This window comes from Synechococcus sp. J7-Johnson, assembly GCF_024345795.1.
Lineage (GTDB): Bacteria > Cyanobacteriota > Cyanobacteriia > PCC-6307 > Cyanobiaceae > Regnicoccus_A.
Window position 1 is genome coordinate 126187 of the sequence record NZ_JAGQBU010000001.1, and the last position, 12927, is coordinate 139113.

General features: G+C 65.5%; 14 protein-coding genes. 3 read left to right on the top strand and 11 right to left on the bottom strand.

Annotation, left to right across the window (positions count from 1 at the left end; translation table 11 throughout):
• The first annotated feature begins 68 nt into the window (after nt 1-68).
• Entirely contained in the window at nt 69-365 is a 297-nt protein-coding gene (locus KBY93_RS00720; RefSeq protein WP_255092298.1) for a hypothetical protein, read from the top strand.
• A gap of 25 nt (nt 366-390) precedes the next feature.
• Nucleotides 391-1212: a pentapeptide repeat-containing protein gene (locus KBY93_RS00725; RefSeq protein WP_255092300.1), complete on the top strand. Its 822-nt coding sequence runs from the start codon at nt 391-393 to the stop codon at nt 1210-1212.
• 24 nt (nt 1213-1236) lie between these two features.
• Here the strand turns inward: KBY93_RS00725 and KBY93_RS00730 are convergent, their stop codons facing one another.
• The 6 genes from KBY93_RS00730 to KBY93_RS00755 form a co-directional block, all read right to left on the bottom strand.
• Entirely contained in the window at nt 1237-3957 is a 2721-nt protein-coding gene (locus tag KBY93_RS00730) for a secretin N-terminal domain-containing protein (protein ID WP_255092302.1), read from the bottom strand.
• A gap of 70 nt (nt 3958-4027) precedes the next feature.
• Entirely contained in the window at nt 4028-4870 is an 843-nt protein-coding gene (locus KBY93_RS00735) for a hypothetical protein (protein ID WP_255092303.1), read from the bottom strand.
• The gene (locus tag KBY93_RS00740) at nt 4867-5580 is read right to left on the bottom strand and encodes a PilN domain-containing protein (RefSeq protein ID WP_255092306.1); all 714 of its coding nucleotides are present in this window, start codon (nt 5578-5580) and stop codon (nt 4867-4869) included. The genes KBY93_RS00735 and KBY93_RS00740 overlap by 4 nt, the downstream gene beginning before the upstream one ends.
• A gap of 72 nt (nt 5581-5652) precedes the next feature.
• Entirely contained in the window at nt 5653-6501 is an 849-nt protein-coding gene (gene pilM, locus KBY93_RS00745; protein WP_255092308.1) for a type IV pilus biogenesis protein PilM, read from the bottom strand.
• A gap of 94 nt (nt 6502-6595) precedes the next feature.
• Nucleotides 6596-7801 carry a quinone-dependent dihydroorotate dehydrogenase gene (locus KBY93_RS00750; protein ID WP_255092309.1) on the bottom strand — a complete coding sequence of 402 codons (1206 nt, stop codon included), beginning with the start codon at nt 7799-7801 and terminating at the stop codon, nt 6596-6598.
• Nucleotides 7798-8526, bottom strand: coding sequence for a ribonuclease H (locus KBY93_RS00755; RefSeq protein WP_255092310.1), 729 nt, complete (start codon nt 8524-8526; stop codon nt 7798-7800). Before KBY93_RS00755 ends, KBY93_RS00750 begins: the two co-directional genes overlap by 4 nt.
• Before the next feature lie 77 nt (nt 8527-8603).
• Here KBY93_RS00755 and KBY93_RS00760 point away from each other — a divergent pair, with 77 nt between their 5' ends.
• Entirely contained in the window at nt 8604-9314 is a 711-nt protein-coding gene (locus KBY93_RS00760) for a DUF3747 domain-containing protein (protein ID WP_255092311.1), read from the top strand.
• 252 nt (nt 9315-9566) lie between these two features.
• Here KBY93_RS00760 and rplL read toward each other — a convergent pair whose 3' ends face one another.
• The 5 genes from rplL to nusG form a co-directional block, all read right to left on the bottom strand.
• Nucleotides 9567-9950 (bottom strand): 50S ribosomal protein L7/L12, encoded by a 384-nt coding sequence (rplL, locus tag KBY93_RS00765; RefSeq protein WP_255092313.1) that lies wholly within the window; start codon nt 9948-9950, stop codon nt 9567-9569.
• 62 nt (nt 9951-10012) lie between these two features.
• The gene (rplJ, locus tag KBY93_RS00770; RefSeq protein ID WP_255092314.1) at nt 10013-10543 is read right to left on the bottom strand and encodes a 50S ribosomal protein L10; all 531 of its coding nucleotides are present in this window, start codon (nt 10541-10543) and stop codon (nt 10013-10015) included.
• Nucleotides 10544-10831: 288 nt separating this feature from the next.
• Nucleotides 10832-11539: a 50S ribosomal protein L1 gene (gene rplA, locus KBY93_RS00775; protein WP_255092315.1), complete on the bottom strand. Its 708-nt coding sequence runs from the start codon at nt 11537-11539 to the stop codon at nt 10832-10834.
• A 120-nt stretch (nt 11540-11659) separates the two neighbouring features.
• A complete protein-coding gene (rplK, locus tag KBY93_RS00780) occupies nt 11660-12085 on the bottom strand; it encodes a 50S ribosomal protein L11 (RefSeq protein WP_255092316.1) in 426 nt (141 codons plus the stop codon).
• Between the two features lie 123 nt (nt 12086-12208).
• Nucleotides 12209-12892 carry a transcription termination/antitermination protein NusG gene (gene nusG / locus KBY93_RS00785; protein ID WP_255092317.1) on the bottom strand — a complete coding sequence of 228 codons (684 nt, stop codon included), beginning with the start codon at nt 12890-12892 and terminating at the stop codon, nt 12209-12211.
• Nucleotides 12893-12927: the final 35 nt, after the last annotated feature.

A 12927-nucleotide genomic window follows, 5' to 3' on the forward strand; every position in this document is an offset into this window, starting at 1 on the left:
GGTCGCCATAATCGACGCCCTGAAGAGAAAGAACGGTGGGCAAGGGCTGGGGCACGCCAAACGGGGTGATGGTGGGCCTCACTGCGGCGGCAAGCCTGCTGGCTCCAATGGCCCAGGCAGCCCCTTACTGCCTGGCGGAGCAGCGTTTCTTCAGCCAGGGACCGCAACCGCCCGATGCCTCGGTGGAGCGGGTGAATGGGCTCAACATCCAGAGCTGCTCCAGCGGCCAGCCCTGCCTCAACCAGCTGATCGCCGGAATGGTGGGACTGGAGCCCTTGCCGGCGGCCTACGAATGGAAGAAGATCGGCCCTCGCTGGTGCATCGAGCCCCGCGATGTGAAGGCGTCCCCTGCGGCTGCCCGCTGAGTCCACCCCCATCACCCCCTCCGGCATGGCGCCCCCGCTGCAATTCCATGGCCCCCTCCTGAGGGGATCCCTGCTGCTGGTCACCGGCGCCCAGCTCCTGGGCGGAGCGGGGATGGCCGCCGAAGCCAACGACGTGATGCGCCTGCTCGACAAGCGGGCCTGCGCCAGCTGCCGGCTCCAGGACGCGGATCTGGTCCATGCGGACCTGCGCGACGCCGACCTGAGCAAAGCCCAGTTACAGCGGGCCAACCTCAGCCGCGCCCAGCTTGATGGCGCCAATCTCCAGGGCGCCAACCTCACCTTCACCTCCTTGCTGGGGGCCTCCCTGCGCGGCGCCGACCTGCGTGGTGCCCAGCTGGAGGGCACCGATCTGCGCGAGGCCGACCTCAGCGGCGCCCTGCTGGATGTGGACGGCCTGGCCCGCAGCCACTGGAAGCGGGCAGTGGGGGTGAATCCCAGCGCCAGCAGCTACGCCGATCTGCACAATTCTGGTGTGGAAGCGGCCCTGCAGGGCCGGGCAAGCGAAGCGGAAACCTATTTCAACCAGGCGATCCTGAAACAGCCTGATGCAGCCCTGAGCTGGCTGGCGCGGGGCATCAGCCGGGCTGAGCAGGCCAAGCGGGAGCAGGCTGCTGCCGATTTCACCTATGCAGCCAGCCTGTTCGAGCAGCAGGGCAACACGGTGGTGGCCAAGCAGGTGCTGCAGGGCGCCGAACAGCTCAAGAAGAACTCCCAGGGCAACGCCGGGGGCAACGGCTGGGGTGGACAGTTCATGCAGAGCGCCACATCGATTTTCCAGCAGCTGGCACCGCTGGCGATCAAGTACTTCGCTCCGCTGGCCTTCTGACCACAGGATCTGTGGCCCCTGGGCTCAGGGGCTGTAGATCAGGCGGCGGGCATCCGGGGTGGAAGGGTTGTAGCCGTAGCCGTAGGTCCCCCCCTGCTCGTCATCGATGATGCGGGGGGTCACGAGGATCACCAGCTCATTCTTGAGGCGGGCGCCATTGGTCCTGCGGAAGAACTGACCCACGATGGGCAGATCTCCAAGGATTGGCCATTTCGATACTTCCTGATTGTCTTCATCGGAGATCACACCTGTGAGGATAAGGGTCTGACCATCGTGAACGCGCACGCTGCCGGTGTCGAGACGGCGCAGGCGCAGGATGTCGATGAAGCCACAGCCTGGCACCGGTTGCTGGTCCACCACGCCGGAAATCGCCGGAGAAAGAGTGAAGGTAACGAAGCCATTGTCGTCGATTTTCGATATCCGCGCACCAAAGGTGAGGCCAGCCGTGCTGAACGTGGGTTCGCAGCTGGTGCCCACATCGGCGGTGTTGGTGACTTCATAGGCCGACACGACCTGGCGACCCACGGTGACGAACGATTCATTGGCCCGTGAGCGGCCGATGGTCGCTGGGCTGAGGCCAGAGGTGTCGCCAGCATCCCCACCAAGACCACCCCCGCCAACATTGGCACCGCCCTCAATCAGCTCAGGGTTCTCACTGAGAATAAGGGTGGGACTGGCCAGCACCTTGGCATTGCGCGACACAATCTGAGCCTGCAGGAAGCTGAAGAATTCGTTGTCGGGATAGTTGAGGCCGGGGTTGCGGCGCCGTGAGCCGGAATATTTCTGGAAGGAATCGGTCACCGTGTCCGAACCCGAACGTGAAGTCCTTGAGCCCGTGTTGCCCGAGCCCGACTGACTGGTAGAGCCGGAATTGCTGAAGCCCCCGCGGCTGCGAGCGATGTTGACACCGCTGTTCACCTGGGATGAGACGATCTGAGAGATCCGCGAGGAGAGGTCATCGGTGATCGTGCGGGTGGTCTCTCCAATCGGGACGATGCGATACTCTGTATCGGTAACGGTGATGAAGCGATCACCAGGAGTGGCTGCTCCGGGATTGAAGTTAGGATTGGGAATAAATCGTTCCACCTCAAACGGGTCAATCCGCGTGCCCGTTTCGCGGAACAACTGGCGGTTCACATCGCTAATCTGGCTTTGATCCAGCGAACGGCCGTTATTGAGCGAGAGCGTGAGATCCTCCCTGAAAGAGGAGTCGTTACCCGAGCCGGAGTTGTTCTGAGATTGGGAATTGGAACTTGAATCCGAATTGGAACTGCTACCGGAATTTCCCACCGTTCGCGAGGAGCTGCCAAAGGATTCCCGCGTGTTGGCATCACTGAAATCACTGGCATTCGCCGGAAGATTGCGGCCAAAAGCTGCCAGCAGTCTGCCACCATCGTTCACGATGAAATTGTTGCCAAAGCGAAAGGCAAAACTGTTGTCAATCTCGGTGTCATTCGTGAGGGTTACGTCGAGAATCTTCACCGACAAAGCCACCTGACGCTGGCGCAGATCAAGCTGCTTGAGGTATTGCTCTCCGATCGCCACCAGCGCGGGCTCCCCCACGATCGTGATCGTGCCCAGGCGTGGATCGGTGGTGGCGCGCAGGCCCACCAACGGGCCACTCGAGGCTCCGAAGGCCTCCACGGTCTGTTGGGTGGAGGTGGTGCTCTGGGAGGTGGCGGTGAGGCCGCTGCCGGCAGGCTGAGCTCCAAGGGGGACACCCTGGGACACGGCCGTGGTGACGGACGTGGTTTTGGTGACCTGGGCCCCGAGGTTGGCGAGATAATCCGCCGCTGAATTAGGTGCCACCTGGTTGAGCCGATACACCTTCGACATCTGCGGGCCGATCGTCTTGCCCAGCACATCGGAGCCCACCAGGATGGTGTTGCCCTCTTTGCGCGCCTGCAGGCCGGAGGAGAGGAGCACGAAGTTGAACGCCCGCTCGTAAGGCTCGTTCTGGAACGCCACCGTGACCGGGGCGGGAGGCCTGGCCGCAGACGGGGAATTCACTCCCCCCAGCAGCGAGGCATCGGAGAAAGCGAAGCCATACCCCCCCATCTGCGAGAGCACCATCAGCACGTCGCGCGGATTGGCCGCCCGGGTGGTGAGCGTCACCGGCGGCCCGTAGAGGCTGAGGTAGCCGCGGTTGCGGATTGTCATCGTGCCCACGGCGATGTCGCCCGAGGGAGGCGCCACGGCCCGCGGCCGCAGGGGTGGCACAAAAGGCATCGTGGGTACCCGCGCCGGCGCGCGCAGATCCAGATCCACCCTGGCCGTCCGGCTCACGGCCAGCTCCGGGGCGCTGAAGCGCACCGTGAGATCACGGCCGTCGCTGCTTACAAGCGGTGTGCCCAGGTTGCGCCCGGGCATCGGCGTCACCTTCAGCTGGAACTCCGTGCCGGTGCCATCGAAGGTGATCGAATCCACGCCGGCGTCAGTCATCGACAACGACTGGGGGCCGGCCTTGAGACCGCGGATCTGCGAGGTGCGCAGCTCACCCAGCCACGTCTGACCCTGCATCTGCTGGCGCAGGTCGCTGCCGGTGCCCGCATCCTGGATCACCAGCTCCAGGGCATCGGGCAGACGGCGCAGCTTCAGCTGCAGGCCATCGGAGCGAATGGCCGCCTGGGCCAGGGCTGGAGTGGGCGTCAGGGGCAGGGGCAAGCTCGCCTGCAGAGCGCTGGTGGTACCCAGCCATAGACCGGCGCGGAATCCAAAACCAGTTGAGCCCATCAACACCTTCATCACGCCGGAATGGTATTGGGAGTGCTCTGTAAAAACCAGTTGACCAAATGCAACTGTGACCCCTGCCCTCTCATAGGGGTGGAGCCGGAGGCGGCGCTGTGGGCTTGGGCTGGGGAGCTCGCGGTGAGACCGGCTCAGCGGGGCTGGCCTCTGGTGGCGTATCAGCAGAAGCTGGGGCGACGGTGGTGTTGGCTGGTTTGTTGGCCGGTTTGCCGGCGGGCTTGACGGCTGGGCCTTCGCCGTAGAGCGCCAGGTTCAGCTTCAGCACCACCTGGGGAATGGGCGGCGCCTGGGCTGCGGGCCTGTTGGCGACCGGCTGGGCCTGGGCACGGATGGCTTCCAGATCAAGGTTGAGATCGCTCTGGGCCACCAGCAGGGTGAGACGCTCCAGCCGCCGCAGGAACACCAGCAGGTTCGGGTAGCGACCACGGGCGCTCAGCAGCAGCGTCGTGCGGCGCAGGCCATCGGCTTCGAGCGGATCCGGCGGGGGAGCGGCCTCCTTCTCATTTCCGCCAGCAGGCGCTGGAGCGGCAGCGGGCTTGGCCTCCACGGGCTCGAACACATCGAGCTGAACTCCAGTGGCTGCGGCTTCCCGGTTGAGCTGGGCAAGGAAGGTGCTGATCTGGCCGCTGCCGGCGATCAGCTTCAGCAGGCTGGAGCGCTGACCATCAACGGTCTTGACCTCGTCAAGCTGGCGCACCCGCTGGGCCCGCAGCAGCGGCAGCCGCTCATTCATGCCCCGAAGCTCATCAAGCTGGAGCTGATTGCGGCGCAGCTGATCCCAGGGCTGAAACACTCCCCCCAGGGCCACCAGGCCGGCCACCACAACCCCAGCCGCCACAGGCACGCCGATCAACACACCATTTCGCAGAAGCAGGGACCGGGGTGGCGCGCCCTGCTGAAGATTGGTCATCGCAGCAAGCCCTCCTTCTGCAGCAGCTCAAGGCGGCGTGCCATGCCGCCGGCACCCAGCTCCTGCAGCTGGGTCAACTGGGCCGGTCCAGACGGTGGAGGGCTGAAGGCCGCACTTACTTCAAACTCCACGACGCCACCTTCGGGGCCCTTACTGGGCTGGTTGGGGTCTGTGTCGTTGCGGATAGCGCGATTGAGATTCACGCTGGCAGGGTTGATAAGTGGCGAGCCCTTCAGGCGCAGCACCAGGGCGTTGATCCGCTCAAAGGCCCCGGGGTCGCTGGTACGGCCCTTGAGCTGCAGATCGTCCTTGCCAACCTGAACCGACGTGAGCTGCAACTCAGCCGGTGTGCGGCCGGCCAGGTCGGTCATCAGCGCTGAGCCTGAGCGCACTGCCACCAGGCCAGTCACCAGCTCAGCATTTCCTTTGCTCTTGCGCTCCAGATGCCCCTTATCGGCGGCGAGTTCAGCCTCCAGCGTCTCCACCTGGCCCCGCACCGGAGCCAGCCTGGCGAGTTCCTGCTCCAGCAACATGGCCTGCAGCTTGAGCAGCAGCGTCGCCCCCAGGGCGCAGAGCACGAGGCCAGCTCCGATGGCCGATCCGATCAGCAGCAGCCGCCTGGCGTCGGGCGGCCTGGGCGGCTCCGCGGGCAGGCCCAGCTCGAGGCGGCGTTCACGCAGCAGGTCAAGACCAGGAAGCATCGGGCTCATGAAGCCAGCTCCGCTTGCATCAGCCCATGCAGAGTGAGCAGAGCCGGGCCGAGGGGCAGCTCCTCTTCGCCGTCATCGGGGGGGGAGAGCGATCCAGCCCAGGGACACCGGATCGAGGATCTCCACGGGCCAGTCTCCGCTGCGGCGCAGGTTCTCGGCCAGCAGGGGCAGATCGGGGCTGGCTCCTGCCAGCCAGATGCGAACGTCCGTCGCGCCGGGATCCCGGCTGCGCCAATAGGCCAGGTGTCGCTCCAGCTGATCGCCGAGGTCGTCCATGGAGCCGTTCAATTCCTGCCCATACTCCGGCAGGCCATGGCGCACCAGGGTGAGACGTGCGCCCCGCTCGTACGGCACCAGCAACGCGTCTAGCCGATCAGGCTCGGCCCCGTCCAGCAGAGGGGCCAGGGCCCGCAGTTCACACACCTGGGCGGCTTCCAGCCTCTCCAGCTCCACGCCGGCGATGTCGAACACCTCTATCCAGTTCAGCACCCGCTGGCGGGGTGCGGTCACCAGGAGGGAGGAAAAGCCAGTGGCCTGGGTTCCATCAGCCTCCAGAGGCTGCAGGATGATTGTGGCCTGGGACAGCTCATAGGGCAGAGCCAGGGCGGGATCGATCAGGCGCAGGGCCTCGCCCGGCTCTTCGGGCCATTCGTCGAAGGGCCACTGAAGCACCCTCCAGGCACAGGCTGCAGCCGGCAGTACCGCCACCACCTCAGCCCCCACCAGACCCAGCTCCACCAGCAGATCGCCGATCAGATCACCCAGGGCCATCACCTGCTGGGGATCGCCGCCGGAGCAGGCACCGGCGGGCAGGGACACCCGCCGCAGGAGATCCAGCTGCACCGGCTGGCCGCGACCCTTGGTGGTAAGCACCGTGACGGATCGATCCTCCAGAGCGATCCAGACCCGGCGTGGAAACAACCTTGCGATGAGTGGCTGGAGTTGTTGCCGCGCAACGGCAAGGACCAATCGACTCTTCCTGGATTCCGCAGGCAGCGTATCGGCCTACAGGCGTTTACGCACCTACCCAGGGCAGACCGCTGCCCACGACCTCACTGAGGTGGCTGCAGCCATGACGATCCAGCTGGTCGCCCAGGCCCTCGAGAATCGCTGGCACCAGGCCCGGACCCTGGTAAATCCAGCCTGTGTAGAGCTGAATCAGCGAAGCTCCCGCCGTGATCCGCTCCCAGGCGGCCTCGGGGGAATCGATCCCTCCCACCCCGATCAGCGGCAGGGCTGGACCGGCCGTGGCCCGTAGCCGCCGGATCACTTCCAGAGCCCGACCGCGCAGGGGGGCACCGCTGAGGCCACCGGCCTCCTGGGCGAGGGTTTTCCCGGTCTGGGGCAGGCGCCGGTTCTCCAGCCCCAGTCGGTTGACGCTGGTGTTCACCGCGATCACCCCGGCCAGCCCTTCCTCATAGGCCAGTCGGGCAATCGTGTCGATGGCGTCGTCTTCGAGGTCGGGGGCGATCTTGACCAGCAGGGGCGGGCAGGCCGAGAGACGCCGCAGCCGCTCGACCAGGCGCCGCAGCTGCACGGCGTCCTGCAGGTCGCGCAGGCCCGGGGTGTTGGGCGAACTCACATTGATGACCACGTAGTCGGCCAGGGGCGAGAGCAGCTCCAGGGAGGAGGCGTAGTCGTCGGGGGCCAGCTCCAGCGAGGTGATCTTCGACTTGCCCAGATTGAGACCCAGCACCGCAGGCCGCTGGCCCGGCAGGGGCAATCGCTGGCGCTCCAGGTTGCGCTTCACCCCCAGGGCGCCGTCGTTGTTGAAGCCCATGCGGTTGAGCGCGGCCCGCTCCTTGGCCAGGCGAAACAACCGCGGCCGCGGGTTGCCCGGCTGGGGGTGCCAGGTGATCGTGCCCAATTCAGCGAAACCGAACCCGAACAGGTGCCAGATCCCTGCCGCCACCGCGTTCTTGTCGAAGCCGGCGGCCAGGCCCACTGGATTGGCGAAGCGACAACCGAACAGCATCTGCTCGAAGCGATGGTCTCGCCGTTGCAACTCGGCGCCGAGTCCCGCCAGGCTTCCCGACACCAGGGGCCAGTCGCGGCGCAGGGAGGCCTGAGCCAGGGCCGCGAGGGTGAGGCTGCTGAGCTGCTCTGCATCGGCGCCCTCATCCCTGGCCAGCAGCGGGCCCACCCAACGGCGGTAGAGCGAACCCGTGCTGGTGCCGCTGCTGGCGATTGATCTGGCGTGATCCGGATGCTCCAGAATCATGGGGACTCCTGCAGGGCGGGCTCGGTGCGCTCCAGACGCCAGCGGCCATCGCTGGTGGGACTCACCCGCCAGTCACGCCAGATCCAGGGGCCCTGCCGCTCTTGCAGACGGGCCAGGGGCTGCTCCACCAGACGGGCAAGTTCGGCGGTCGTCAGGGCGTAGCCGCCGCTGGCGAGGCGGTCGGCCACCTCGAGGCGGGTGAGCAGTTCGCCAAGGGCAGCGGGGGCCGGCTGATCGAGCCCCTCCCCCTCACTCTGGGCCAGCTCGGGGGAGCTTCCGCGCGCGTAGGCCACGGCGATCGCATCGCAGCGGTCGTTGTCGGGATCACCGCTGTGCCCTTTGACATGGGCCAGGCTCAACCCCGGCAGCCGCGCCCGGTCCAGCTCCTCCCAGAGGTCGCGGTTGAGCACGGGGCCGCCGGAGGCGGTCCGCCAACCCTTGCGCTTCCAGCCCGGCATCCACTTCGTCAGACCATCAATCAGATAGCGGCTATCGGTGCGCAGGCGCAGATCGGGATGAAGGGGCAGATTCCGTAACTCCTTCATCAAGGCCAGGGCCGCGGTGAGCTCCATGCGGTTGTTGGTGGTCGCCGCGGCTGAACCCCCCAGTTCGCGCACGCTGCCGTCCTCGAAACGCAGCAGGCAGCCCCAGCCACCCGGGCCAGGATTGCCGCTGCAGGCGCCATCACAGGCGGCAGCCACCACCCGCACCGGCTCAGCTGCCACTGGGCAATCCGGCCATTGTTCGGTAGACAGTGGTGCCGTAGACCTTGGCGAAGATGTTTGGACGCATAAATTCCACCATGCAGCGAACCTACCTGGCCCTTGCTGGGGCTGGGCTGGCCGCCACCGCGCTCCAGGCCGTCACGACGCCCCTGGCGGAAGCCGCCGGAGTCTTCGACAGCCAACCGGTGGAAGAGTCCCGCTTTGCTGTGCTGGCCAAGCCGGTGGGCTTCGCCGACTGGTCATTGGTGCTGATCGAGCAGACGGCCAACGGCCAGCCCTGCTGGCAGGCCAGGCCCGACGGCCTGGTGGATGCCTCGATGAACCGCTTCGACTCCAAGGGGATCTGCACCAGCTACGCCGGCAGCAACGCCTACTCCCTGCGGGTGGCTGGCCAGGACCTGGCCAGCCGCTACCGCCTTCGCCTCGCTCAGGTGGGCAACGAGCTCCAGTTGCAGGCCATGACCCCGGCGGACACCACCCTGCTGCTGGTGGGCCGGGGCCAGATGGGCCGCCGCGATCCCGATGGATTCGTTCCGATCAAGCTCGAAACCGACTGGCAGCTGAACCGCCGCGTCTTCGGCCTGCAAACCCTCAACCACATCTATTTCGCTGCCAGCAGCCCCCTGGAGCAACTGATCGCCCAGGCCGGCGGAGGCAGCCTCGAGAGGGTTCAGCCCATCGCCAGCGCGGGGCCGAACAACCTGGGACGTGCCATGGAAACCATGGCCAGAGGTGGCGAGCTGGAGAGTGGTCCGATCGCCCTGCAGGTGATCCCCTTCCGGGAGTGACAGTCGACACAGCGGCCCTGGCGGCTGGCACCCTACGGATCCTTTCCGTATCTTTGACTTGTGTGAGGAGTGCAGAACGCTCTCCCGGGGTCGAAACGAGGACAGACTCCCGGCATCGTTCCACCTCAAAAGCCTGCCTTCGGCGGGCTTTTTTTTGGCCTTGTCCGTCCCACCAGCAAAAAGCCGGCCCCTGGAGGCCGGCTGAGATGGGTGGGGTGGTGCTGGCGGAGGGAAAACCTCCGCCGGGCGCGATCACTTGATGGTGACTTTGCCGCCCACTTCTTCGATGGACTTCTTGAGGGCTTCGGCTTCGTCCTTGGTGATGCCTTCCTTGACGGCCTTGGGAGCCGCCTCAACGAGGGCCTTGGCTTCGCCCAGGCCGAGGCCGGTGGCCTCGCGAACGGCCTTGAGCACCTTGATCTTGGCTGCGGCATCGAAGCCGTCGAGAATCACATCGAACTCGGTCTGCTCTTCAGCGGCCTCAGCGGCAGCAGCAGGAGCAGCAGCCATCATCACGCCGGCGGAAGCGGCGGCGGACACACCGAAGGCCTCTTCGATCTGCTTGACGAGCTCGGAAGCTTCCAGCAGGGAGAGAGTCTTCAGTGACTCGAGAATGTCGTCAGTTTTGGTGGTCATGGTTGAGAATCAGCAACAGATCTGTGGAATGGAACCGGCCGAACCGGTGGATTTCGAGGGGCTCAGCTGGCGTCGCCGCTTTCGGCATGCTGCTTGAGGGCCCGGGCGAGACCGGAGGGAACTTCGTTGATGCCAACAGCCAGCTTGGTGGCCACCGCATTGATCGCACCAGCGATCTGGGCGATGAGCACCTCTTTCGAGGGCAGCTCACCAAGGGCCTTGATGTCGTTCTGAGAGAGGAGCTTGCCTTCGAAAAGGCCGCCTTTCACATCCGACTTCTTGGTGTCCTTCTGGAAGGCCTGAATGGCCTTGACGGCGCCACTGACATCGCCACTGATCAGGACGAAGGCGTTGGTGCCGGTGAGCAGGGAATCGAGTTCCGACCAGGCACTGTTTCCATCGATGGCACGGCGCATCAAGGTGTTCTTGGTCACCTTGCAAATGCCGTTACTGGCCTGCAGACGGGTCCGCAGATCAGTCATCTCCTTGATGGAAAGGCCCTTGTAATCAAGGACCAGTGCCATTTCGGCCTCACCGAGGAGCCCCTTGAGCTCTTCGATGATCTGTTGCTTGTTCTCCAGCGTGCGGCCCATGGGTTTGGTACGGAGTTGGGGGGAACAAGCCGGGACGCGGCCGCCGACTCTCCAGCCGGTGTGAACCGAAGGGGGAGCATCGAGGCCGCTGAACGGTGATCTGCCCGGAGAATCCGAACCGAAAAGAGTCGCGTGCACCTCGGCAGGGTTTACAGGACTCGAGCAACTGGGATCTCCCACCGAAGCGGGGAACCCGAAGCCGAACCACTGACCTGCTGTCTTGGGCCGGGCGCGTGCCCGATCCATGAGCCTACACGGCAGGTTGCGCCCTCACTCCACGCCCAGTGCTCAGCCCTCCAGCTTGATGTCCTGCAGGGCGGTGAAATCGACGGATACGGAGGGGCCCATCGTGGAGGTGAGGTAGAGGCTGCGCCAGTAGCGGCCCTTGGCACCGCTGGGCTTCTGGCGATCGATCGTTTCCTGCAGGGCCTTCAGGTTTTCCAGCAGGTCGTCGACTGAGAAGCTGGCCTTGCCGAAACGCACGTGCACGATGCCGGTGCGATCGGCGCGAAATTCCAGCTTGCCCGCCTTGAATTCGTTGATGGCCCCCGCCAGATCGGTGGCCACGGTGCCGGCCTTCGGGTTCGGCATCAGACCACGGGGACCGAGCACCCGGCCCAGCTTGGCCACCTTGGGCATCATGTCCGGGGTGGCGATCAGCAGGTCGAAGTCCATCTGACCGCCGGCGATGGCGTCCACCAGCTCGTCGTCACCGGCAAGGTCGGCGCCGGCCGCCTTGGCTTCGGCCACCTTCTCGCCACGCGCGATCACGGCGATGCGGATGGTCTGGCCGGTGCCCTTGGGCAGGGCCACGGTGGTGCGCAGTTGCTGGTCGGTGTACTTGGGATCGATGCCGAGGCGAACGTGGGCTTCGATCGTTTCATCGAACTTGGCGTTGGCGTTGGCCTTCACCAGCTCAAGAGCCTCGAGCGGGGTGTAGTCGCGGTCCTCGATCGTCTCGAGCAGAGCGGTGAAACGCTTGGATTGTCTGGGCATGGGTTTCAGCGGGGTTCAGGCGACAGGCTTTGCGCGGCCAGGGCCGGCGGTGACTGTCTCCCCCGGGTGGGGTGATTGGGGTGGATGAAGCAGGAGGGGCGGAGCTTGGCTCCAGCGGGATCAGTCGCTGATGGCGACGCCCATGTTGCGGGCGGTGCCTTCGATGATGCGCATGGCCGACTCCAGACTGGAGCAGTTGAGATCGGGCAGCTTGGTGCTGGCAATCTCCTGGAGCTGGGCACGGCTGATGGCGCCCACACTGCCCTTGGCCGAGGTGGCGGCACCCTTGTCGATGCCTGCGGCCTTGGTGATCAGCACCGAAGCCGGAGGGGTCTTGGTGATGAAGGTGAAGCTGCGGTCTTCGAAGACCGAGATCTCCACCGGGATCACATAGCCGGCCTTGTCCTGGGTGCGGGCGTTGTACTCCTTGCAGAACGCCATGATGTTGACCCCGTGCTGGCCGAGGGCAGGGCCCACCGGTGGTGCGGGGTTGGCTTTGCCGGCGTTGAGCGCCAGCTTGATTACGGCAACGACTTTTTTGGCCATCGGCTGGTCTACGGAGGGAAGCGCTGCGGATCGCCTGACCCTTGGGTCAAGGCGTTGGGCGGCGACACCGGAACGATGCCGCCAGGTCGGGCCACCCTCCGCAGGGAGGCGGCCCCGTGGCGATCAGCTTTGCTTGCTGATCTGGGCGAACTCAAGTTCCACCGGGGTTTCCCGGCCAAAGATCGAGAGCAGGGCCTTGAGCTTGCTGCGCTCGCCGGAGACCTCGATCACCTCGCCCTGGAAGTCCTTGAAGGGACCAGCCGTGACCAGAATCTGATCGCCCTCGGCCAGATCGACCTTGACGACGGGCTTCTTCTCGGCGGCGCGCTTGAAGATCCGATCGACTTCCTGACGGGTAAGCGGCTTGGGCTTGATGTGACCACGGGCCCGGCCGGTGGAGCGACGCTCCTCCTGGCCCACGAAGTTGATCACGTTGGGGGTGCTCCGCACCGCCATCATCGTGTCTTCATCGAGCATCATTCGCACCAGCACGTAGCCGGGGAAGACCTTTTCCTCGGCGGCCTGGCGGCTGCCGTCTTTCTTGAGCTTCACCGCCGGGGTCTGGGGAATCTCGATCTCGAGAATGCGGCTGTCTACCCCCAGCGTGATGGCACGTTGCTCCAGGGTGGCCTTCACCTTCTTCTCACAGCTGGAGGCCACCTGCACCGCATACCAGCGGGCCACCATCGGCTTGCCTTCGCGCTCGGCCGCCGGGGCGGGGGCTTCAAGGGCGGGCCCGTCAAGGCTGGCGGCGTCCTCAGGGGCGCCGTCGAGGCTGGCGGCAGTGACGAGATCGGCTTCGGACACGGGGACGGAGGAGTGGGTGCTCAGAACGAACGGGA